Raw genomic sequence first — 20732 nt, 5'->3', positions numbered from 1 at the left:
TCGAACCCTTGGATCTGTCTGCCATGAGCCGGGTGCCGCCCGCATGACCTGGGGCGGCGCTGGACGTTCTGGCGCGACGAGCAGTGGGTGCGCAACGCGCTCAAGGTGGCGGGCGAGCCGGGCCTGGTTCTCGATCACCATCGATTTGATGCGGGTCCATGTGCTGCCTAAGACCAGATAACCTCCCTTTGTCAGACAATTCTTGCTAACAGGTAGGTATTTTCGCTAAAGCTCTTGTTCAGTGGATGCGTGGAAATCGCCTGTGGCGATATATACTGCGCGCCATTCTTCAAGGGAGAGCCGTGTGGCCATCGATATTCACTGGATTCGCGACAACGATAGCCTCGGTCGGTTTTGCACCGAGTGGCAGCAGCTGCCGTTCGTTGCCCTCGACACCGAATTCATGCGGGTCGACACCTTTTATCCGATTGCAGGCCTGCTGCAGATCGGCGATGGCGTACGCGCTTACCTGATTGACCCGCTGACCATCGACGACTGGCAGCCGCTGGCCGCGTTGCTGGAAAACCCGGCCGTGGTCAAAGTCCTGCATGCCTGCAGCGAAGACCTCGAAGTCCTGTTGCGCCTGACCGGTAGCCTGCCGGCGTCGCTGTTCGACACCCAACTGGCCGCCGCTTACCTGAACCTGGGTTTCTCCATGGGGTATTCGCGGCTGGTGCAGGAAGTGCTCGGTATCGACCTGCCCAAGGGCGAGACCCGTTCCGACTGGCTGCAACGCCCGCTTTCCGAGACTCAGATCAGCTACGCCGCCGAAGATGCCCTGCACCTGGCGGAAGTTTTCGTACAGTTGCGTCCGAAGCTGTCTGACGACAAGTACGCCTGGGTTCTGGAAGACGGCGCCGAGCTGGTGGCCAACCTGCGCCGCGAAATCGACCCGTACGAGGTCTATCGCGATGCCAAGCTGGCCTGGAAACTGTCCCGCGCCCAACTCGCCGTATTGCGTGAACTCTGCGCCTGGCGCGAGCGCGAGGCCCGCGCCCGCGATCTGCCGCGCAATCGCATTGTCCGTGAGCACTCCCTGTGGCCGCTGGCGCGAACTCAGCCGGACAACCTGGGCGCGCTGGCGAAAATCGAAGACATGCACCCGCGTACCGTGCGTCAGGACGGCGAGTTTCTGCTTGATCTGATCAAGCGCTCTGGCAGTGTGTCGCCGGATCAATGGCCGGCTGCCGTGCCGGAGCCGTTGCCGGTGGAGGCCGCCGCGCTGGTCAAGCAACTGCGGTCGATCGGCCAGGCCGAAGCCGAGCGTCTGAACATTGCGCCGGAACTGATGCTGCGCAAGAAAACCCTGGAAGCGCTGCTCAAGAGCGGTTTCCCCAATGGTCCCTATCAATTGCCTGATTCGCTGCGTGGCTGGCGCCGCGAATTGATGGGCCAGGCGCTGCTCGACAGCCTGGCCACCGCCGGAGAACAGCCTTGAAACGTATTTGCTCCATCTACCGAAGCCTGAAGAAAAACGAGATGTATCTCTACGTGCTCAAAAGCGATGCACTGGAACGCGTCCCGGAAAGCCTGATGGCTGCTTTCGGCAAACCCCATCACGCCTTCGACCTGGTGCTGACCCCCGAGCGCAAACTGTCGCGCGAAGACATCACCCTGGTTCTGGAAAACCTCGACAAGCAGGGCTATCACCTGCAAATGCCGCCGGCCGAGGACGAATACATCGAACATTTGCCGGAAGAATTGCTGCGACGCAATGATCCGATGTGATCGGCAGGGCTTCTGTTCAAAGCGTCTGTGAAGAGCTCCTGTGAAGAGTCTGCTCTTGAATCACTGGAATTGAATTTGGCGGGCCAGGGCGATGGAGCGTTACTTCATCGGCGGTCGTCTGCACTGTTTTCGAAAGGTTTGAACCATGCGCGTTCTGATTGCTGAACACGACCACCCCGTATACGCCCAACTGCTACGTCAGGCAGCGCCCGACCTGGAAGTGCTGACCAGCGGCGATTCCGCCGAACTGGCCAGCCAGGCCGCCGATTGTCCGATCTGGCTGGGCCAGCCGGATTTGCTGGCGACCCTGTTGCGCCAGGGCCACCAACCGCAGTGGCTGCAATCGACCTGGGCCGGTATCACGCCGCTGTTGGCCGACGGCTTGCCACGGCATTATCGCCTGACCCGGGCGGTGGGGATTTTCGGCCAGGTCATGGCCGAATACGTGCTCACCTACATGCTCGGCCACGAGCGCGAAGTGCTGCCCCGACTGGTCAGCCAGGTCGAGCGCAAGTGGGACAGCCGCCAGGGGCAGAGCCTGGCAGGGCGCAAGGTGTTGATCGTCGGCACCGGTGACATCGGCCAGACCGTGGCGCAGTTCCTGCTGCCGTTTGGCGTGCAGCTGTATGGCATCGCCAGCGAAGCCCGTGAGCAGGCGCCGTTTATCGAAGTAGGGGCGCAAGCTGATTTGCCGCGTCTGGTCGGTGAAGTCGATTACGTGATCAATCTGTTGCCGAACACGCCCAATACCCATGATCTGTACGACGCCGCGCTGTTCAAGCTGTTCAAGCCGACCGGCTTGTTCATCAATGCCGGACGCGGCGTGGCGGTGGTCGATGCGGATCTGGTGGCGGCCTTGAAGGAAGGGCATCTGGCAGGCGCCGTGATCGACGTCTGCCGTCAGGAACCGCTGCCGCAACGTCATCCGTTCTGGACCGCCTGGGGCTTGCTGCTGACAGGGCACAGTTCGGCACCGACTTCGCCACCGATGATGGTGAAGTTGTTTGTCGAGAATGTGCGGGCGTATCAGGCGGGTGAGGCGTTGCGCGGGGAAGTGGATTTCAGTCGCGGGTATTGAGACCGCGTGTAAAACCCCTGTAGGAGCGAGCAAGCTCGCGAGGGTGTGTCAGACACGGTGACGTTTACTGACACACCCTCGCGAGCAAGCTCGCTCCTACAGGGGGTTCTACCTTGTGGCTTAGAGGGTGAAATCGCCTTCGGCCGCCAATTCGCTCAACGGACGACGCGGGCTTGGCGCTTCACGCGCTTGCAGGTACTCCGCCAGACTTGCCTTGTCGCCCAATTTGCCGATCGCCACCGCTGCATGCAGCGCGTAGCCTTCGGGAATGTTCAGCTCTTTGCGGGCCAGTTCCTGATCGAAACCCGCCATGCCGTGGGTGTGCCAGCCGCTGATGCTCGCTTGCAGCGCCAGATGGCCCCAGGCCGAACCGGTGTCGAAAGTGTGCCACAAGGCCGGGGTTTCTTCGCTGGCGCCAGGCGCCACAAAAGTGGTTTTCGAAATGACGATCACCAGCGCCGAGGCGTGTTGCGCCCAGCTGCGGTTGAATTCGTTCAGCAGGCCCAGGTAACGCTCCCAGTTGGGCGTGTCGCGGCGCGCGTAGAGAAAGCGCCAGGGTTGCGAGTTGTAGGCCGAGGGTGCCCAGCGTGCCGCTTCGAAGAAGCTCAACAGGGTTTCGACAGGAATGGTTTCGCCGGTGAAGGCGCGGGGCGACCAGCGATCGGTGAACTGAGGATGGATGGCATGGTCGGCAACGCGTGGATTAGCGCTCATCAAGAGGTTCCTTGCTACGGTTGGAAATGAGGGTCGTCTGAAACCTGCGGGCGCAGTTGAGCTGAGCGTTAAGGTTTGTCGAGAGCCTGGGCAGTTCGCCTGAATGCAACGCGGTCGAGCGTTAATGGCACGCGGGTCTGGCTCCTTGCGACTGGCAAAGCTACTGGGCGGCGCAAAAACTGACAAGCCCTGTCGACCGGCAGTCGCCAATGCTTGGCCCGCAAGGGCCTTGGCACTAGACTGGCGGCCTTTTCACCACCTGATGTCGATGTTGAACCATGGCCGCTAAAGTCGAACCGTTCTGGATGCGCAAAACCCTCGATCAACTCGATCCAGAGGAATGGGAATCGCTGTGCGATGGCTGTGGCCTGTGCTGCCTGCAAAAGCTTGAGGATGAAGACGATAATTCGGTTTATTACACGCGCATTGCCTGCAAACTGCTGGACCTGAAAACCTGCCAGTGCACCGATTATCCCAACCGCCGCGACTTCGTACCGGACTGCATCCAGCTCACGCCAGGCAAGGCTGACGAGTTCAAATGGCTGCCACCGACCTGCGGTTATCGACTGGTCAGCGAGGGCAAGGACCTGCCGCTCTGGCACCACCTGGTGTGCGGCGATCGCGACGCCGTGCACCACGAACGAATTTCACAATCCGGGCGCATGCTCGCCGAAGGCAGCGTGGCCGAAGAGGATTGGGAAGACCATCTGATTTTCCGGGCGGGTTAAGGTTTCACCAAGGAGCGTGTATGGCTACGGGATTGCGCCGGGCGTTGGCCATCGGGCTGCTGGCCCTGAGCTCGCCGGTGTGGGCGGCGAAGAAGGTCGATCTGGATTATCACGTGCGCCTGTTGCCGCAAAGCGATCAGGCCGAGGTGCGCCTGACCCTGGCCCAGGGCTCGGCGGTGCGCAGTCTGGATTTCGACCTGGGCGATGGTAGCCACTACAGCGACTTCAAGGCTGACGGCCAATGGCAACTCACGCCGGGCAAGCCGGTGCGCGGTGTCTGGCAACCCGCCACCGACAAGGCCAGCCTGACCTACCGCGTGCGGGTCAGCCACGGCCGCAAGAGCGGCAGCTTCGACACCCGCATGACCCCGACCTGGGCGTTGATGCGCGGCGACGATCTGGTGCCGGCCGCCCGACTCGATCAGCAGGACGGCATCGAACTGGTTTCACGCCTGGAATTCGAATTGCCCGGCGGCTGGAAAAGCGTCGAAACCGCCTGGCCGCGGATCGGCAAGAATAAATTTCGCATCGATAACGTCTCCCGATTGTTCGACCGGCCCACCGGCTGGATGCTCGCCGGCCACCTTGGCAGCCGTCGCACGCGGTTGGGGGAAACCGAAGTCACGGTCGCCTCGCCCCGCGGCCAGGGCATGCGTCGCATGGACGTGTTGACGTTGCTGACCTTTGTCTGGCCGCAAGTGCAGGCGGTGTTCCCCCGTCATCCCGCCAAGCTGCTGATCGTCGGTGCCAATGACCCGATGTGGCGCGGCAGCCTGGGGTTGCGCGAGTCGATTTACCTGAACACACGCCTGCCGCTGGTCAGCGAAAGCGGTACCAGCGCGGTGGTGCGAGAATTGGCTCAGGTGTTCGGCCGGGTCAACGACCGGCAGCGCAGTGACTGGATCAGTGAAGGCTTTGCCGAGTATTACGCGATCGAACTGATGCGCCGGGCGGGTGGCATGAGTGATGAGCGCTATGAGAGTTTGCACGGCAAACTGGTCAAGGCCAGCCAGAAGGTGACGACATTGCGCGGTGAGCAAGTGAACCCGGCACAGGTTTCCAAGGCGGTGTTGTTGCTGCAAGAGCTGGATCGCGAGATTCGCCTGCAGACCCGCAACAAGCGTTCGCTGGATGATGTGATGCGTGGGGCGATGCGTTTGGAAAGTGTCGATACCAAGGAGTTCGTTCAGTTAGCCGAGAGTGTCATTGGCGAATCTTCCAAGGTCCTCGACATCGGGTTGCTTCAGTAATACCGCCATTCGCGAGCAAGCCCGCTCCCACAGGGTTCGGCGGTGCACACATAATATGTGATCACCGCGCATACTGTGGGAGCGGGCTTGCTCGCGAAGAGGCCCTGTGCCTCAGCGCAAATCCGGGATCAAACCCCGGTCTTAGGCGACGTCAAAGATTCATTACCCGTCACCGTAGCCGTCTTGGTCGCCGCCTCGGCATTCGCCTTCAACCGCCCCAACTCTTCCCCGGCCCGCTCGATTTTCGCCCGCACGTTATTCATATCCTGGCGGCTTTTCTCCAGCAGGCTCTTGACCGAACTGTGCCCGGTAATCCCGCGCGCCAGCGCCACGCCGCCGATCGCCACTTGAATCAACCCGAACACACCGCCGCGACGCAGGCCCTTGGTGACCATCACCACGCCACCGGCCACGGAGCCGATGCGCTCCCAGCCCTGTACGTTATGGTCGGAATGAGTCTGGAACGGGGTGGATTCGATGCGCTCTACGCGTGTCAGTTCGCTCATGATCTGTCTCCTGGCTGATTGGCTGCTTCAAGAATAGATAATTAAGCTGACTGCCGAGGCGGGCGGCTTGTTCCATCGGATGTGCAGTGATTCAACGAAATTTAGGCCCCGAGCGGGTGTTGAGGCCCTTGGCCATCCGGTCGTACAGCACGACGTTGACGGTGGCTGCCAGGTTCATGCAACCGGTGGTCGGGATGTAGACCACGTCTTCGCACCAGTCGCGAATATCTTGATCCAGCGAGCCGTCTTCCGGGCCGAAAATGTACAGCGCACGATCCGGGTGGGTGTATTCCGGCAGCGAACGGGCGCCTTCGACCAGTTCCACCGCGACCGGGACGCAGCCCAGGGGCAGGATTTTCTTCAGGTCGTCGATGCCGATCAGCGGAATGTCGTAGTGCACGCGCTTGGTGTCGGTGACGAAGTCCGCGGCCCGTTCATAACGCTTGCCGGTGTAGAACACGGACGCGGCGCCATAACAGCCGGCGGCGCGCATCACCGAACCGACGTTTTCCGGTGATTTGGGGTTATACAAACCAATGCAGCTGTACCGTTTGTCTGCCACGAGCGGGGTGCCTTCGGGGAAAAAGCGCGATTATACGGGGATTGGGGGAGGGGTGGTCAGATTGAAACTTGTGGTGCCTGAACCGGCCCCTTCGCGAGCAAGCTCCCACAGTGATTGATGTGGATCACAAATTTTGCTTACACCGCAGAACCTTGTGGGAGCGAGCTTGCTCGCGAAGGGGCCGGTTCAGGCGCTGAAGATATTACTCGTCTTTCTTCATCAGCCCAGCCAACGCCGCAAACGGGTTATGCGTCGCCTTGGCGATCTTCGGCGAGCTCAGCGAGCCTTCACCAAAGTACTGCTGGTCGGTATACCGCGAGTGTTCATTGTCGTGGCAATACAGGCACAACAGTTCCCAGTTGGAACCGTCCTGCGGGTTGTTGTCGTGGTTGTGGTCGCGGTGATGCACGGTCAGTTCGCTCAGGCGCTTGCCAGAGAACTCGCGGGCGCAGCGGCCGCACACATGCGGGTACATCTTCAGGGCCTTGTCGCGGTAACCCATTTCCTTGTCGCGCTGGTTGTCGGCGAGGATGCGGTCCAGCTTCGATGTATTGGTTGGGGTGGACGAACTCATGGGTTCACCTTTGTAAAAAGACTAATGACGGTTATGAGCCCAGTTTAGCTCAGCCCTTGAGCTTCTCGGCAATCCAGATGGTGTGGCGGGTGCCTTTGTTGCCATGGGCGAAGACTTGCACTTCCTCGGCCTTGAAGCCGGCTTTTTTCAGCTTGTCGGAAAACTGCCGGTCAGCGCTGGCCGACCACACCGCCAGCACGCCTTTGGGGCGCAGGGCCTTGGCGCATGCGCTCAGGCCTCCAGCGGAGTAGAGCCAACTGTTGGCCTTCTGGGTCAGGCCTTCGGGGCCGTTGTCGACGTCGAGCATGATCGCATCGAAGCCCTGTGGCTCGGCTTGCAGCACCTTGGCCACGTCTTCCATGCGGATCACCGTGCGCGGGTCGAGCAGTGGGTTGCCGGCTTTCTCGCCCAAGGGGCCACGGTTCCACTCAACCACACCGGGCACCAGTTCGGCGACCACCACTTCAGCCGTCTTGCCCAGATGCTTGAGGGCCGAGGCGAGCGTGAAGCCCATGCCCAGGCCGCCGATCAGCACCCGTGAAGCCGGCCGCCCGGCGACCTTGCGGCACGGGATCTCGGCCAGTGCATCTTCGGACCCGTGCATGCGCGTGTTCATCAACTGCCCGCCATCGCCTCCCTGAATCTTGATGACGAAATCCTCACCGTATTCAAACAGGCACAAGGCACCGCCATTTTCAGGAATCGGAGTGGTGTCGAGCAGGACGAAACGTTTCATTGGGGCACTCTTGAGGGGAATTCGACAATCAGGGGCAGGCAAACAGCGGCGGTTGAGAGTAGCCTGCAAAAAGACACAAGGCCAACGGAGCCATTGATGAAGCGCACCATTCTAACGGTCATTGCCCTGGCCGCGCTCTCGATAACTGCAGTGCAGGCCCAGGAACAACCCACCATTCCCACCAGCCCCGGGCCATTGCCCGGGTCGCCGGGCACCGCGACGCCGACGCCATACCCGCAAATCACCCCGATCAGCGTGCCCAAGGCCGGACCCGGCAGTGGCGGTCCGCCGTTGTTGCCGCCGATCGAAATGCCCAACCCGCCCAAGGACCAGACGTTGCCGGGGCTTGAGCAGAACGGCACCAAGATCAAGTCGCCGGGCGGTTAAAGCGAGGACGATTGGCCGTCCGCCCTGGTCCGAGATCGGGCAACAGGGCCAGTTTTCTCAGGCAATGCCCAAGACTTTAAAAACAAATGCATATTCGAGTGCGACGTCACGCAACCCTTGGTACCGCCCGCTCATCCCGCCGTGCCCGGCGCCCAATTCGGTCTTGAGCAACAGGGGATTGGTGTCGGTTTTGGTCGCACGCAACCTGGCCACCCACTTGGCCGCTTCCCAGTACTGCACGCGACTGTCGTTGTAGCCGGCAATCACCAGGGTCGCCGGATAAGCCTGCGCGGTGACGTTTTCGTACGGGGCGTAAGCCTTGATCCGCTCATAGACGTCCGCTTCCTGTGGATTGCCCCACTCGTCGTACTCGGTGACGGTCAACGGCAGATCCGGGTCGAGCATGGTATTGAGCACGTCGACGAACGGCACTTCGGCAATCGCTGCGCCGAACAACTCCGGCCGCATGTTGAGGACGGCGCCGATCAGCAATCCACCGGCGCTACCGCCGCTGATCGCCAGTTGCCTCGATGTGGTGAAGCCATTGTCGATCAAGTGCTCGGCGCAGGCGATGAAGTCGCTGAAGGTGTTGTGCTTGTGTTCCTGTTTGCCGGCGCGATACCAGGCTTCGCCCAGCTCACCGCCACCCCGCACGTGAGCGATGGCAAACGCCACGCCACGATCCAGCAGGCTCAGGCGCGCGTGGGAGAACCACGGGTCGAGGCTTTCGCCATACGCACCGTAGCCGTACAAATAAAGGGGCGTCGGCTTTCCGAGGGCTTCGCGTTTGACGACGAGGCTGATCGGCACTTGCGTACCGTCGGGCGCCGTCGCCCACAGACGCTGGCTGACATAGGCGTCGGCATCGAACGGGCCCAGTACCGGAGTTTGCTTGAGGACTTTCTGCTCGCCGGTGGCCAGTCCCAGCTGGCGGATTTGCGCCGGACGGTTCAACGCTTCGTAACGCAGGCGAATCCTGTCGCTGACGAATTCCAGGCTGTTCTGCACGTGAAGGCTGTAGGCCGCATCCGGCAGTTGCACACGGTAGCTCGGCAGGTCTTGCGGATGCACTTCGATCACCGGCAAGCCACCGACCCGCAGGCTCAGGGTCATGGCCTCGGCATTCAGGCTCATGCCGTCAATCATCGTGGTGTCGCTGTGGGGGATCAGGTTCTGCCAGTCGGCCAGGGTTGGCGCGACGCCGGTATCGACGGCCGTGTACAGGGCAAAGTTGATGCCGTCGCGATTGGTGCGAATGAACCAGGTCCAGACACCGTCGAGCACACCATGGTCGACATCGTATTCATGGTCTTCAACCCGCGGCGCTACGCAGGCAAAGCCCTGCTGCGGCTGAAACGCGTCAAGCACCCAGACTTCGCTGGTCGTCTTGCTGCCCAGGGACAGCAGTAATTGCTGCTCGGAACTGGACCGGTAGCAGTGCATGAAGAATCGACCGTCCGGTTCATGGAACACTTCTTCGGCCGCCGTGCCATCGAGTCGATAGCGGTACAGTTTGTGCGGGCGGTGGGTGTCGTCCAGTTCGCCGAAGAACAGCGTCAGGCTGTCGTTGGCCCAGGTCATGCTGCCGTCGCAGTCCTGGAATTCCAGTTCGCTGACACGACCGTTGGACAATTCCTTCACGAACAGCGTGAAAATCTCATCGCCCGTGGAGTCGATGCTGTACGCCAGGCGTTGGTGGTCCGGGCTGATACTGAACGCGCCCAGGGAAAAGAAGCCGCCCTTGGCCAGTTCGTTCGGGTCCAGCAACAGTTGCTCATGGCTTTCGTCGAGCTGCAGGCTGTCGTCGGCCGGGCGCGGGCAGCGGTAGTGACGGGCGTATTCGTCACCTGCCGTGGTGCGCGTGTAATACAGGTACGGCCCCCAGGGGGAGGGCAGCGACAGGTCGGTTTCGAGAATCCGGCCCTTGATCTCTTCGAACAGGGTCTCGCGCAGCCCGGCCTGATCGGCGGTTTGCGCCTCTTGATAATGGTTTTCCGCTTTCAGGTAGTCGAGCACCGAGTCGGTGTCGCGGTCCTGGAGCCAGGCATACGGGTCATCGCCTTCGGCCTTGCGGGCGATCGGGGCGTTGGAAACGTTGGCGGATAGGGGCATGAAGGGCTCTCGTGCAATGTGCGGAATAGGGTTTGCGGGCAATGTCTGGTGCCCTGCAGCCCCTGTAGGAGCCAGGCTTGCCGGCGAACCGAGCGCTGCGGTGTATCTGTCGCACTGCGTTATCGTTCTTCGCGGGCAAGCCTCGCTCCTACAGGGAGCAAGCCTGATGGGCGAAAAGTCGTTACTATAAGCGCCTCTTTGCCTGCCTTGCCATGGACACCATGACCGAGAACGACTATCTGATCGCTTGGGGCCTCTACGCCTTCGCCGCTTTAGGCTGCCTGTTAGTGTGGATGCGCATGACCCGCTGGATGTGGCGCTGGCTGCGTGAGCCGCTGCGGCTGCTGATGGTCGTGTTGCTGTTCAGCCCGACCATCATCGACCCGGTGAAGGAAAAGGTCGCCCCGGCTATCGCCATCACGGCCCTGGATCTGTTGTTCAAGGTCGGCAACAACGCCTGGCGGGCGATTTCCGACCTGTTCATGTATAGCATCCTCGCGTTCGGCCTCTACCTGGTGTTCGTGGCGATCCGTTTCATGATCGAGCGCAGCGCCAACGCTCGCAAGGACCAGGCGGCCGCCGCCCAAGCCGCGGCCAGGACCGACGAACCTGAAGAAGACCAGCCTTTCGGCGGTGCCGGCGACGATCGTTACGGTCGCCCGCCGGTGCCGAGCAACCCTCAGCGTTTGCGGGTCGAACCGCGTTTGTAACCTTGCCCCTGCATTGAATCGAGAGTCAGAACATGTGTGAGTTATTGGGCATGAGCGCCAATGTCCCGACCGATATCGTGTTCAGCTTCACCGGGCTGATGCAGCGCGGCGGCCGCACCGGTCCGCACCGCGACGGGTGGGGCATCGCCTTCTATGAAGGCCGAGGCCTGCGCTTGTTTCAGGACCCGGCAGCGAGCTGCGAATCGGAAGTCGCGAACCTGGTGCAGCGCTATCCGATCAAGAGCGAAGTGGTGATCGGGCACATCCGCCAGGCCAACGTCGGCAAGGTCTGCCTGTCCAACACCCATCCGTTCGTGCGCGAGTTATGGGGGCGCAACTGGTGTTTCGCCCACAACGGCCAACTGGCGGACTTTCAACCCATCACCAGTTTCTACCGCCCGGTCGGCGATACCGATAGCGAAGCGGCGTTTTGCGACCTGCTCAATCGGGTGCGTGCCGCCTTCCCGGAACCGGTGGAAGTCGAAGAACTGCTGCCGGACCTGGTGGCCGCGTGCGCCGAATACCGCAGCAAAGGGGTGTTCAATTGCCTGCTCAGCGACGGCGACTGGCTGTTCTGCTATTGCTCGACCAAACTGGCGCAGATCACCCGCCGCGCACCGTTCGGCCCGGCGCGCCTGAAGGATGTCGATGTGATCGTCGACTTCCAGGCCGAAACCACGCCCAACGACGTGGTCACGGTGATTGCCACCGAACCCTTGACCGAAAACGAAACCTGGACCCGCTACGAACCGGGCCAATGGAGCCTGTGGCGGCGCGGTGAATGCGTCAGCCAGGGCAAGACCGAATAAGGACACTCAAGCATGTTGCTCAGTTACCTACGGCTGGTGTTGTTTGCGGCGGGCCTGTTGATCGGTGTCCAGGTGCCGGGGTTCATCAGCGATTACGCCAAACGGGTCGAAGCGCACCTGATCGAGGCGCAGACCGGCCTGAGCGGTTTCCAGGGCACGGCGAATCAGTTTTTCAAGGGTGACATCCAGGCGCTGGTGGCCCATTACCGCGCCAGCGAAGACCCGATTTTTCGCAGTGACGCCGACAGCCTGAACACCCTGCTGACCCGTCGACAGGCCCTCGATAAACAGTTCCAGGCCATGCAGGGGCCGTGGTATATCCGCTTCCTGCAGGTGGTCCTGGCGGCCGATCCGGATATTCGCAAGGAAACCTGGAATGGCTACAGCTACCAGATCCTGCTGACCCCCGAAGCGATGATCTGGGGCATGAGCGGCGCGCTGTTGCTGTCCTTTGGCATTGAATGCCTGTTCCGGCTGATCGACTGGGTGGTGCTGGGCGGCAAACGCCTGCGCCAGAGCCGGCCGATTGAAGACCGGGATGTGCGGGGCCTTTAGGCCCCCTCGCCACCAGGCTTCCTGCATACCCGCAGCTATCTGGCCAGGACGACGTAATCCTCTCCCACCTTGCGGGCATACGCCGCCAACACCTGCTGACACAACGCCACAATCTCCTCGACCCACTCCACCCCGGTTCGCCACGACACCACCACCTGCAGATTCGGCGGTCGTTGCTCGATGGCCAGCAAGGTCAGTTCTCCCCGCGCCAGTTCCTCCGCGACCAACACCGGCGGCAGCGCGCCAATGCCGAAGCCGTCGCGCAGCAACCGGGTGATCGCCGACACTGAATTCACGCAGTTCAGCCTTGGCGCCATCACGCCATTGGCCTGCATCAACGCGAGAACCTCCTGGTGCGGATGGGAGTTCTTCGAATAGGTAATGATCCGCTCGTGCGCCAGATCGGCCACGCCGGAATACTCGCGGTTGTAGATCGAGTTACTGGCAACGATCCAGCCCATCGGGTGACTGGCCAGCTCCAGGCTGCGCACACTTTCCTGGCGCAACAGGTCGGTTTGCAGGATCAGATCGAGAAAACCTTTTTGCAGCTGATCGCAGAGGTTGAGCGCTGTATCGGCCACAAGTTCGATCTCTACCAGCGGATAGTGATCCATCATCCGGGCCACCAACGGGCTCAGCCAAGTGTGAATCACCGTGTCCATCACGCCGATCCGCACCCGTCCGGTCTTGCTCGAGCGCGTCTCGATCGACTGTTTGAGCGCCTGCATGGTGTCCATCATCTGCTCGGCATAGTCGAGCACTTTCAGGCCTTCGGGCGTCAGGCTCACGCCGCGGGAGTCGCGCAGGAGCAGCTTCACGCCGAGCTCGCCTTCGAGCACCGCGATTCGGCTGGAGATCGAGGCCTGGGTAGTGAAGAGCTTGTCTGCCGTCAGACGAAAACTCTTGAGTCGGGCGACCCATACGAAGGTCTCGAGAAACTTCAGGTTCATGGGATCAGCTCGTGGATAAAGTTTTCTTATGTCTAGGGCGGGATTTTATTAGTTGGACGCGGCAGGGCCCTGCGCCCAAGAATCAGGCCATCCGGTTCCCACGATAGGCGTCGTCGGGGCTCAGAACAATACCAATAAAAACCAGCGTGGAGATTTGCCATGAGTGCGCCCGACACCACCGCCATTCCATTCACCGTGAATCGCCTGCTATCGACTCGATCAGCAGGGCGCATCATGAAACTGCGCGTGGAAGTGGTCGCGCTGGACTGCCTGATGGTGCGTCTGTTCGATGAAATCGCCGAGGCCAACATGCCGTGGCTGCTCGCTGCCAGCGAGAGTCTACGCGCCGCGTTCGCCGGGCACCTGATCGATCTGGTGCCGTCCTACACAACGATCATGGTGCATTACGACCTGACCGCGCTGAGTCCGGCCCAGGCTCGGGAGCTGATTGCCGAAGCCTTGATCGATCTGTCGCCCAACGCCCGCACCCCTGGCAAATGCCATGTGCTGCCGGTCTGGTACGACTTGAGTGTCGGTCCGGAGCTGAGCCTGTTGGCGCGGCGCAGCGGATTGGCGGTCGATGAAGTGATCCGCCGCCATAGCGAACGCGAGTATCAGGTGTTCGCCTTGGGTTTCGCGCCGGGCTTCGCCTTCATGGGCCTGGTGGAAGAAGCGCTGGCCGCACCGCGTCTGGGCACGCCGCGTAAAAAGGTCGCTGCCGGCAGTGTCGGCATCGCCGAACGCCAGACGGCGGCTTACCCTGTGGTGTCGCCGGGTGGCTGGAACCTGATCGGCCGGACCCCGGCCAAATTGTTCGACCGCGAGCGCGACGGCTACAGCCTGATGCAACCGGGCGATACCGTGCGCTTTGAAGCCGTCAGTCATGCCGAATTCATCAACCTGGGCGGTGACGACACGCCACTGGAGGCGCAGGCATGAGCCGTCTATCGATAGAAACGAGTACTCCGCTGTGCCTGTTGCAGGACGCTGGCCGTTTCGGTGTGCGGCATCTGGGCGTGACCCAGGGCGGCGCGGCGGATTGGCGCTCGATGTCCTGGGCCAATTGGTTGCTGGGCAATGCGCTGGATGCGCCGGTGATCGAGATTACCCTCGGCGGTTTCAGCGTGCTGGCCGAAGAGGATTGCGTGCTGGCCCTGGGTGGCGCAGACCTGGGGGCGAAAATCGATGGCGAGGCGTTGGCGCCGTGGCGCAGTTTCAGATTGCACAAAGGTCAACGGCTGCAATTCACCCAGCCGTTACTCGGCGCGCGGGCCTATCTGGCGGCACCGGGGGGATTCGACGCGCCCCAGGTCCTGGGCAGCCGGGCGACGGTGGTGCGCGAAGAGCTCGGCGGTCAGGATGGTATGGGGCGCCCGCTGACCCAGGGTCGGTCGTTGAGTTATTCGGGGAGCTCGCTGATGCTGCTGCGGGAGTTGCCTGCCGATCAGCGGCCGGACCTCAATCTCGCTGCGCCGCTTGACCTGGTGCTCGGCGCGCAGATCGGTGAGTTCAGCGGGCAGAGTCTGTTCGACGCGTTCAACAGCGTCTGGACCCTCGACAGCCGTGCCGATCGCATGGGCATTCGCTTGCTGGGAACGGCGTTGGAGTACCAGGGCAAACCCATGATTTCCGAAGGCATCCCGCTGGGCGCGGTCCAGGTGCCACCGGACGGGCAGCCGATCGTGTTGCTCAATGATCGGCAGACCATCGGCGGGTATCCGCGGTTGGGGGCGTTATCGCCGTTGGCGCTGGCGCGACTGGCGCAGTGTTTGCCCGGATCAAAGGTGAGATTGAGGCCGGTGGTGCAGGAGGTGGCGCATCGCCAACAAGTCGAGTATTTGCAGCAGTTTTCAAACAGCTAAAAGCATCGCGGCGGTGCGGCGATCCGACAAGCCCGCTCCCACAGGGACTGGGGTGGTTCACATATTGTGTGAACGACATCAATCCCTGTGGGAGCCGGGCTTGCCCGCGATGGCGTCCGACCAGACAACCAGGATTACTTGGAAAGAAACCGCATCGCCTCTTCCAGCCCCCGCAACGTCAACGGGTACATCTGGTCATCAATCAGTTCCCGCACGATATTGGTCGACGACGTATACCCCCAGGTATCTTTGGGATACGGATTGATCCAGATGAGCTTCTTGTACTTCTCCTTGAACCGCTGCATCCACACATAACCCGCTTCTTCGTTCCAGTGCTCGACGCTGCCGCCGGCCTGGGTGATTTCATAGGGCGCCATGGCGGCGTCGCCAATGAAGATCACTTTGTAGTCGGCGCCGTACTTATGCAGCAAATCCTGGGTCGAAGTGCGCTCGGAAGTCCGGCGCATGTTGTTCTTCCACACCGATTCATAGATGAAGTTGTGGAAGTAGAAGTACTCCAGGTGCTTGAACTCGGTCTTGCAGGCCGAGAACAATTCCTCGCAGATCTTCACGTGGGCGTCCATCGAACCGCCGATGTCGAACAACAGCAACAGCTTGACGGTGTTGCGCCGCTCCGGCCGCATCTGGATGTTCAGCAGCCCGGCATCGCGTGCGGTGTGGTCGATGGTGCCATCGATGTCCAGCTCTTCCGCCGCACCCTGGCGCGCGAATTTGCGCAGCCGACGCAAAGCGACCTTGATATTGCGCGTGCCCAGTTCCACCGAATCGTCCAGATTCTTGTACTCGCGCTGGTCCCAGACCTTGACCGCCTTGCCCTGGCGCTTGCCGGCATCGCCGACCCGAATGCCCTCCGGGTTGAAGCCGCCGGAGCCGAACGGGCTGGTGCCGCCGGTGCCGATCCATTTGTTGCCGCCGGCATGGCGTTCCTTCTGTTCTTCCAGGCGTTTCTTGAATTCTTCGATCAACTTGTCCAGGCCGCCGAGGGACTGGATCTGCGCACGCTCTTCATCGCTCAGGGAGCGTTCGAATTCCTTGCGCAACCAGTCTTCCGGGATCAAGGCCTGAAGGTGGTCGTCAAGTTTTTCCAGGCCATTGAAGTAGGCACCGAACGCGCGGTCGAACTTGTCGAAATGTTTTTCGTCCTTCACCAGAATCGCCCGGGACAAGTAATAGAACTCGTCCATGTCGGCGAACGTCACCCGGTGTTTCAGCGCGTTGATCAGGTCCAGCAGCTCGCGCACCGAGACCGGCACCTTGGCTGCGCGCATTTCATTGAACAGGTTGAGCAGCATGGCTATCGCCCTCTATCTGGTTAAACAGAGGGATCAGCGAGTGCCGCGACGGCTCATGAACGCCAGACGCTCCAGCAACTGCACATCCTGTTCGTTCTTCACCAGGGCACCGGCCAGCGGTGGGATGGCCTTGGTCGGATCGCGCTCGCGCAGCACCGCTTCACCGATGTTGTCGGCCATCAGCAGCTTCAGCCAGTCCACCAGTTCGGAGGTCGACGGCTTTTTCTTCAGGCCCGGCACCTTGCGCACGTCGAAGAACACATCCAGCGCCTCGCTGACCAGGTCCTTCTTGATGTTCGGGTAGTGCACGTCGACGATCCGCTGCATCGTGACGCGATCCGGGAAAGCGATGTAGTGGAAGAAGCAACGGCGCAGGAAAGCGTCCGGCAGCTCTTTTTCGTTGTTGGAGGTAATGATGATGATCGGACGCTTCTTGGCCTTGATGGTCTCGTCGATCTCGTAAACGTAGAACTCCATCTTGTCGAGTTCTTGCAGCAGGTCGTTCGGGAACTCGATGTCGGCCTTGTCGATCTCGTCGATCAGCAGGATCACCCGCTCTTCGGACTCGAAAGCCTCCCAGAGCTTGCCCTTTTTCAGGTAGTTGCGAACGTCGTGGACCCTTTCCGTGCCCAGCTGCGAATCGCGCAGGCGGCTGACCGCGTCATACTCGTACAGGCCCTGATGCGCCTTGGTGGTGGACTTGATGTGCCAGGTGATCAGCTTGGCGCCGAAGGACTCGGCCAGTTGCTCGGCGAGCATGGTCTTGCCGGTGCCCGGTTCGCCCTTGACCAGCAGCGGACGCTCCAGGGTAATGGCGGCATTGACCGCCAGCTTCAGGTCATCGGTGGCAACGTAGGCCTGGGTGCCTTCGAACTTCATCTGCTAATCCTCGAACGTTAACGCCGACCTGAACGAGGCAGGGCGGGGCGCAATAATGTGTAGTACCCCGACTATAACGCGGTGCCCGGGCCACTGTGAACGCAGACGGCCTATTCAGTCTCTGAATGGGGCGTCACATCTTGACTCAGTCTCGGCTCCGGGCCAGTATTGAGCTATCGCCATTTTGGCGATAGCGTGCCGGGCATGTCTACTAAATATCGATTTCGCGATAAGTACCGCATCCAGTTGCGCGAGAAGGATCATCCGCCTCCCCATGTCCACCTTACCGGTGGCGGGCTGGATGTGATGTTGAGCCTGGAAACCGTCGAAGTGTTGGTGGGCCAGGCGCCGCCGCTGATCATCAAGGAAGCGCTGGAGTGGGTAAGGGCTCATCAAGTGCAATTGTTGGAGGACTGGAAACGATGTTACCCATGAAACGCCCGCGGCTGTCGGTCGTGCAGTCATTGCCAGATTATCGCCTCGCACTGACCTTTATCGACGGTCAGCAACTGACCCTCGATTTGAGTCGTGACCTGCGCGCCTATCCAGGCTTGCAGTCCTTGCTGGAGTCCGGCGCTTTCGAAGGTGCAACCCTGGGCGATGATGGCTGGAGTGTCGAGTGGCCTGAACTGGATATCCAGATTGGCGCGGACACGCTCTACCTGGATGCCCTGGCACAAAACGCTTCGGACGAAAACACCCGGATTTTCATCGATTGGCGCGCTCGCACCGGGTTAGCGCTCAATCAGGCTGCCGAGGCGCTGGGTGTCAGTGCACGAAGCATCACCCGCTACAGCAGTGGCCGTGAAGCGGTGCCGCGGTCGTTGGCCCTGGCGTGTCTGGGCTGGGATTTTCTGCAGCAGCGAGACCCGGCGCGAGCGGCTGAGGAGACCGGTCGCTATACCGTCACGCGCAAACCTTAACCCGCATCGGGCTTCGGTCGTTCATACCGGGCGTTGAACGCCTGAACGAAACCATTGCGTAAAATCTGTAAAAACGCCTGGAACGCGCTGATATCTTGCCGATGCACATTGCCACTCAGTTCGACGCGGGTTGCAAACTGGTTCTTGCCCTGGTTTTTCAGTACGGTTTCGGAGCCGCCGACGATGGCCTCCCAGATGGAACGGAAAATCCCCTTGTCCTTGTTCTCGACGTCCTGCTGCCAATTGAACACGTCCACATCCTTCAACAGCGGTTTGATGTAACCCGTCAATTTTGCCTTTTTGGCCTGCGCCTCGATCACCACATCCCCATGACCGGCGTTGAAATCGAACTTGCCATAGGCTGAAGCGAAGTCGTTCATGCGTTTGAGTTCGATGTTCCTCGCCCGCAGCCGGAACTCGAAGTCTTCGAAATTGCTCAACGGGTCGAAGGTGGCGGTGGTTTCCAGGGGCGCGTGTCCCAGCAACATCGCCTTGCCTTCAAAGCGAGCGTCGCGTTTTCCTTCGGTGTCGGCCACGTTCGTCAGGTTATAGATACTGGCGTCGACCTGGGTGGCGTTCATGTTGACGGGTGGTTTCGAATTGAAATTTCGAAAGCTGATCTTGCCGTCGTTGATGCGCACTTCGTTCAAGGTGATCGGCAGCAACTTGCCCAGTTGCGCCCGCCAGTCGGTGCCCTGGCCGGTCTGGGAGTTTTGCTTGTTGGCGCCGCCGTCGACGAAGTTCACTTCCGGCTTGATGAACTGCACCTCGGCCACCACCGCGTGGTCGTACCAGAGCGAGTGCCAACTGACGGAGAGGTCGATCAGCGGCGCGTTGACGAAGGGCACCGGGACCTTGCCGTCGACCTTGACGATTTTCAGCCCGTTGATTTTATAAGCGCCGCGCCACAGGGCCAGGTCTACATCGACGATCTGGCCACGGTAGTCGCCCATGTCCGCCAGCTTGTCGTTCAGGTAGTTGCGCACCATGTAGGGCAGGGCGAAATGCAGGGCAACCAGCAGCACGACCAGGCCGGCTAGCATCCACAGCGGCCAACGGTATCTCCGTTTCATGATGGCAAATCTCTGGCGGTGTAAAGCCATTGACTGTTGTTGTAACAGGACGTTCGACTGACTGGACGACCACAGGCAACAGGCTTACCTTGGAGGGCTTATTCAACGCTGTACAAGGACCCAGCCATGAGCCGTATTTTCGCTGACAACGCCCATTCCATCGGCAATACGCCGCTGGTGCAGATCAACCGCATCGCCCCGCGCGGCGTGACCATCCTGGCCAAGACCGAGGGGCGCAACCCTGGTTATTCGGTCAAGTGCCGGATCGGCGCGAACATGATCTGGGACGCCGAAAGCTCCGGCAAACTCAAAGCGGGCATGACCATCGTCGAGCCGACGTCGGGCAATACCGGTATCGGGCTAGCGTTTGTTGCCGCGGCGCGTGGTTACAAGTTGATGCTGACCATGCCGGCCTCCATGAGTATCGAGCGACGCAAAGTGCTCAAGGCCCTCGGCGCAGAGCTGGTCTTGACTGAACCGGCCAAGGGCATGAAGGGTGCGATCGAGAAAGCAGCTGAAATTGTTGCCAGCGCCCCGTCCAACTATTTCATGCCCGCGCAGTTCGACAACCCGGCCAACCCGGCCATTCACGAGAAAACCACTGGCCCGGAAATCTGGAACGATACCGATGGTGCGGTCGATGTATTGGTGGCTGGCGTTGGAACAGGTGGAACCATTACCGGGGTTTCGCGGTATATCAAGAATACCCAGAGCAAACCGATCATTTCGGTGGCCGTGGAGCCGGTGTCATCGCCGGTCATCACCCAGGCCCTGGCCGGGGAGGAGATCAAACCAAGCCCGCACAAGATCCAGGGTATCGGGGCCGGGTTCGTGCCGAAAAATCTGGACCTGTCGATGGTCGATCGGGTCGAGCTGGTCAGCGATGAAGAGTCCAAGGCCATGGCCCTGCGTTTGATGCAGGAAGAAGGGATTTTGTGCGGGATCTCCTCTGGCGCGGCGATGGCTGTAGCGGTCCGACTGGCAGAAACCCCTGAAATGCAGGGCAAGACCATTGTGGTGATCCTGCCCGACTCCGGCGAGCGCTACCTGTCGAGCATGTTGTTCAGTGATCTGTTTACCGAGCAGGAGACTCAGCAGTAACAATCGAACGATCGCAGGCTGCGATCTTTCAATCTTGTGAAAAGGGGGGGGATGACTCAGGTCAGCCCCCGTTCAGGAGCCTTGTGTTAGAAGTGCTTTGTTGCATATTCCTCAACAGTGAATGTTGATTCTTGCAGGTTTTCCCGACGCCGGTAGTGTTTATCATGCCGGCTGCAACGCTG

The 20732-nt window shown here is 60.8% G+C and carries 24 protein-coding genes and 1 pseudogene; 15 read left to right on the top strand and 10 right to left on the bottom strand.

Annotation, left to right across the window (positions count from 1 at the left end; all coding sequences use genetic code 11):
* Positions 1–54: 54 nt before the first annotated feature.
* The 4 genes and pseudogenes from PMA3_RS33245 to PMA3_RS22360 form a co-directional block, all read left to right on the top strand.
* Positions 55–135 (top strand): annotated as a pseudogene (locus PMA3_RS33245) (SAM-dependent methyltransferase); the annotation flags it as partial.
* A gap of 169 nt (positions 136–304) precedes the next feature.
* A complete protein-coding gene (gene rnd, locus PMA3_RS22370) occupies positions 305–1438 on the top strand; it encodes a ribonuclease D (protein WP_064679229.1) in 1134 nt (377 codons plus the stop codon).
* A complete protein-coding gene (locus PMA3_RS22365) occupies positions 1435–1728 on the top strand; it encodes a YcgL domain-containing protein (RefSeq protein WP_064679228.1) in 294 nt (97 codons plus the stop codon). The genes rnd and PMA3_RS22365 overlap by 4 nt, the downstream gene beginning before the upstream one ends.
* 145 nt (positions 1729–1873) lie before the next feature.
* Entirely contained in the window at positions 1874–2806 is a 933-nt protein-coding gene (locus tag PMA3_RS22360) for a D-2-hydroxyacid dehydrogenase (RefSeq protein ID WP_064679227.1), read from the top strand.
* Positions 2807–2926: 120 nt separating this feature from the next.
* Here PMA3_RS22360 and PMA3_RS22355 read toward each other — a convergent pair whose 3' ends face one another.
* Positions 2927–3520, bottom strand: coding sequence for a nitroreductase family protein (locus tag PMA3_RS22355; protein ID WP_064679226.1), 594 nt, complete (start codon positions 3518–3520; stop codon positions 2927–2929).
* A 278-nt stretch (positions 3521–3798) separates the two neighbouring features.
* Between PMA3_RS22355 and PMA3_RS22350 the strand changes: the two genes are divergently transcribed.
* Together PMA3_RS22350 and PMA3_RS22345 are read left to right on the top strand one after the other, a co-directional pair.
* Positions 3799–4248: a YcgN family cysteine cluster protein gene (locus tag PMA3_RS22350; RefSeq protein ID WP_064679225.1), complete on the top strand. Its 450-nt coding sequence runs from the start codon at positions 3799–3801 to the stop codon at positions 4246–4248.
* Positions 4249–4268: 20 nt separating this feature from the next.
* Positions 4269–5498, top strand: a complete 1230-nt coding sequence (locus tag PMA3_RS22345; RefSeq protein WP_064679224.1) for a hypothetical protein — start codon at positions 4269–4271, stop codon at positions 5496–5498.
* Between the two features lie 128 nt (positions 5499–5626).
* Here the strand turns inward: PMA3_RS22345 and PMA3_RS22340 are convergent, their stop codons facing one another.
* The 4 genes from PMA3_RS22340 to PMA3_RS22325 all read right to left on the bottom strand — a co-directional run bounded on the left by PMA3_RS22340 (position 5627) and on the right by PMA3_RS22325 (position 7876).
* A complete protein-coding gene (locus PMA3_RS22340; protein ID WP_064679223.1) occupies positions 5627–6004 on the bottom strand; it encodes a YgaP family membrane protein in 378 nt (125 codons plus the stop codon).
* A 91-nt stretch (positions 6005–6095) separates the two neighbouring features.
* Positions 6096–6566, bottom strand: a complete 471-nt coding sequence (locus PMA3_RS22335; RefSeq protein ID WP_064679222.1) for an RNA methyltransferase — start codon at positions 6564–6566, stop codon at positions 6096–6098.
* Positions 6567–6768: 202 nt separating this feature from the next.
* Positions 6769–7140 (bottom strand): YajD family HNH nuclease, encoded by a 372-nt coding sequence (locus PMA3_RS22330; protein ID WP_064679221.1) that lies wholly within the window; start codon positions 7138–7140, stop codon positions 6769–6771.
* 49 nt (positions 7141–7189) lie between these two features.
* A complete protein-coding gene (locus PMA3_RS22325) occupies positions 7190–7876 on the bottom strand; it encodes a spermidine synthase (RefSeq protein WP_064679220.1) in 687 nt (228 codons plus the stop codon).
* Positions 7877–7972: 96 nt separating this feature from the next.
* Here PMA3_RS22325 and PMA3_RS22320 point away from each other — a divergent pair, with 96 nt between their 5' ends.
* On the top strand, positions 7973–8263 hold the full coding sequence (locus tag PMA3_RS22320; RefSeq protein WP_064679219.1) for a hypothetical protein: 291 nt from the start codon (positions 7973–7975) through the stop codon (positions 8261–8263).
* 57 nt (positions 8264–8320) lie between these two features.
* Here PMA3_RS22320 and PMA3_RS22315 read toward each other — a convergent pair whose 3' ends face one another.
* The gene (locus PMA3_RS22315) at positions 8321–10375 is read right to left on the bottom strand and encodes a S9 family peptidase (RefSeq protein WP_064679218.1); all 2055 of its coding nucleotides are present in this window, start codon (positions 10373–10375) and stop codon (positions 8321–8323) included.
* Between the two features lie 212 nt (positions 10376–10587).
* On the opposite strand from PMA3_RS22315, the gene PMA3_RS22310 reads away from it, so the two are divergent.
* Genes PMA3_RS22310 through PMA3_RS22300 form a run of 3 tightly spaced genes read left to right on the top strand, consistent with a single transcriptional unit; the run spans position 10588 to position 12449 of the window.
* On the top strand, positions 10588–11085 hold the full coding sequence (locus PMA3_RS22310) for a hypothetical protein (protein WP_064679217.1): 498 nt from the start codon (positions 10588–10590) through the stop codon (positions 11083–11085).
* A gap of 32 nt (positions 11086–11117) precedes the next feature.
* The gene (locus PMA3_RS22305; protein WP_064679216.1) at positions 11118–11894 is read left to right on the top strand and encodes a class II glutamine amidotransferase; all 777 of its coding nucleotides are present in this window, start codon (positions 11118–11120) and stop codon (positions 11892–11894) included.
* 12 nt (positions 11895–11906) lie between these two features.
* Positions 11907–12449, top strand: coding sequence for a DUF2937 family protein (locus tag PMA3_RS22300; RefSeq protein WP_064679215.1), 543 nt, complete (start codon positions 11907–11909; stop codon positions 12447–12449).
* Between the two features lie 35 nt (positions 12450–12484).
* Here the strand turns inward: PMA3_RS22300 and PMA3_RS22295 are convergent, their stop codons facing one another.
* Positions 12485–13399 (bottom strand): LysR family transcriptional regulator, encoded by a 915-nt coding sequence (locus PMA3_RS22295; RefSeq protein ID WP_064679214.1) that lies wholly within the window; start codon positions 13397–13399, stop codon positions 12485–12487.
* 234 nt (positions 13400–13633) lie between these two features.
* Here PMA3_RS22295 and pxpB point away from each other — a divergent pair, with 234 nt between their 5' ends.
* Entirely contained in the window at positions 13634–14338 is a 705-nt protein-coding gene (gene pxpB, locus PMA3_RS22290; protein ID WP_064680782.1) for a 5-oxoprolinase subunit PxpB, read from the top strand.
* Positions 14335–15261, top strand: a complete 927-nt coding sequence (locus tag PMA3_RS22285) for a 5-oxoprolinase subunit C family protein (protein WP_064679213.1) — start codon at positions 14335–14337, stop codon at positions 15259–15261. Before pxpB ends, PMA3_RS22285 begins: the two co-directional genes overlap by 4 nt.
* Before the next feature lie 134 nt (positions 15262–15395).
* Here the strand turns inward: PMA3_RS22285 and PMA3_RS22280 are convergent, their stop codons facing one another.
* A complete protein-coding gene (locus PMA3_RS22280) occupies positions 15396–16574 on the bottom strand; it encodes a vWA domain-containing protein (RefSeq protein ID WP_064679212.1) in 1179 nt (392 codons plus the stop codon).
* A gap of 33 nt (positions 16575–16607) precedes the next feature.
* The gene (locus PMA3_RS22275) at positions 16608–17453 is read right to left on the bottom strand and encodes an AAA family ATPase (protein ID WP_064679211.1); all 846 of its coding nucleotides are present in this window, start codon (positions 17451–17453) and stop codon (positions 16608–16610) included.
* Between the two features lie 204 nt (positions 17454–17657).
* On the opposite strand from PMA3_RS22275, the gene PMA3_RS22270 reads away from it, so the two are divergent.
* Positions 17658–17888, top strand: coding sequence for a DUF4160 domain-containing protein (locus PMA3_RS22270; RefSeq protein ID WP_064679210.1), 231 nt, complete (start codon positions 17658–17660; stop codon positions 17886–17888).
* A complete protein-coding gene (locus PMA3_RS22265) occupies positions 17876–18376 on the top strand; it encodes a DUF2442 domain-containing protein (RefSeq protein WP_064679209.1) in 501 nt (166 codons plus the stop codon). The genes PMA3_RS22270 and PMA3_RS22265 overlap by 13 nt, the downstream gene beginning before the upstream one ends.
* Here PMA3_RS22265 and PMA3_RS22260 read toward each other — a convergent pair.
* On the bottom strand, positions 18373–19479 hold the full coding sequence (locus PMA3_RS22260; protein WP_448145309.1) for a DUF748 domain-containing protein: 1107 nt from the start codon (positions 19477–19479) through the stop codon (positions 18373–18375). The genes PMA3_RS22265 and PMA3_RS22260 overlap by 4 nt on opposite strands.
* A 96-nt stretch (positions 19480–19575) precedes the next feature.
* Between PMA3_RS22260 and cysK the strand changes: the two genes are divergently transcribed.
* Positions 19576–20550, top strand: a complete 975-nt coding sequence (gene cysK, locus PMA3_RS22255; protein WP_064679207.1) for a cysteine synthase A — start codon at positions 19576–19578, stop codon at positions 20548–20550.
* Positions 20551–20732: the final 182 nt, after the last annotated feature.

The sequence above is a fragment of the Pseudomonas silesiensis genome (assembly GCF_001661075.1).
Classification (GTDB): Bacteria; Pseudomonadota; Gammaproteobacteria; order Pseudomonadales; family Pseudomonadaceae; genus Aquipseudomonas; species Aquipseudomonas silesiensis.
This window is presented reverse-complemented; position numbering and strand designations above follow the sequence as displayed.